The sequence below is a fragment of the Arthrobacter sedimenti genome (assembly GCF_042652025.1).
Taxonomy (GTDB): domain Bacteria; phylum Actinomycetota; class Actinomycetes; order Actinomycetales; family Micrococcaceae; genus Arthrobacter; species Arthrobacter sedimenti.
This window is the reverse complement of the sequence record NZ_JBHSDQ010000025.1, coordinates 1-578: the sequence shown is the minus strand read 5'-3', so window position 1 is coordinate 578 and position 578 is coordinate 1. Positions and strand designations below refer to the sequence as shown.

The 578-nt window shown below is 67.5% G+C and carries 1 protein-coding gene; it reads right to left on the bottom strand.

Translation table 11 applies throughout. The features are described from left to right. Nucleotides 1-578: serine dehydratase beta chain (locus ACFO0G_RS19910; RefSeq protein WP_376979804.1), on the bottom strand; the 578-nt coding region annotated here is incomplete at both ends.

Genomic DNA, 578 nt, shown 5'->3' with positions numbered 1-578 from the left:
ATCTGCAGCAGCCCGGCCCGGATCTCCCCCTCATCCCGGGAGGCCAGCTCGTTCCTGAACATCACATCGGCGATGCCCAGCCCGGTCACCGCGCAGTGCTCCAGCAACTCAGCGGCGGTCCGGAACGGCAACGGCAACTCCTCCTTGGACGCATCCAGTTCCTGCTGCGCGGCATCCTCCCCACCCTCCCGGACGATGAACCCGCCACCGACCGAGAAGAACGTCGCCGCATGCAGCACCTCACCGCCCGCATCAGAGACGGTGAACGTCATCCCGTTCGTATGCCGCGGCAACACCGTCAACGGCCGCAGCACCATATCCTCCACCCCGTACGGCAACGCCACCCCGCCACCGGAACCCTCCACCGCCCCGGCCAGGTTCAGGACCCCGGTCTCCGCGATCGACGCCAGCCGCTCCTCCACCTCCGCCGGCAGGATCAACTCCGGATGAAACCCCTCCAACCCCAACAGGATCGCCGTCATCGTCCCATGCCCATGCCCCGTCGCCGCAAGGGACCCATACAAATCCACCCGCAACGACCCCACGGAACCCAGCACCCCGGACCCCACCAACTCCTC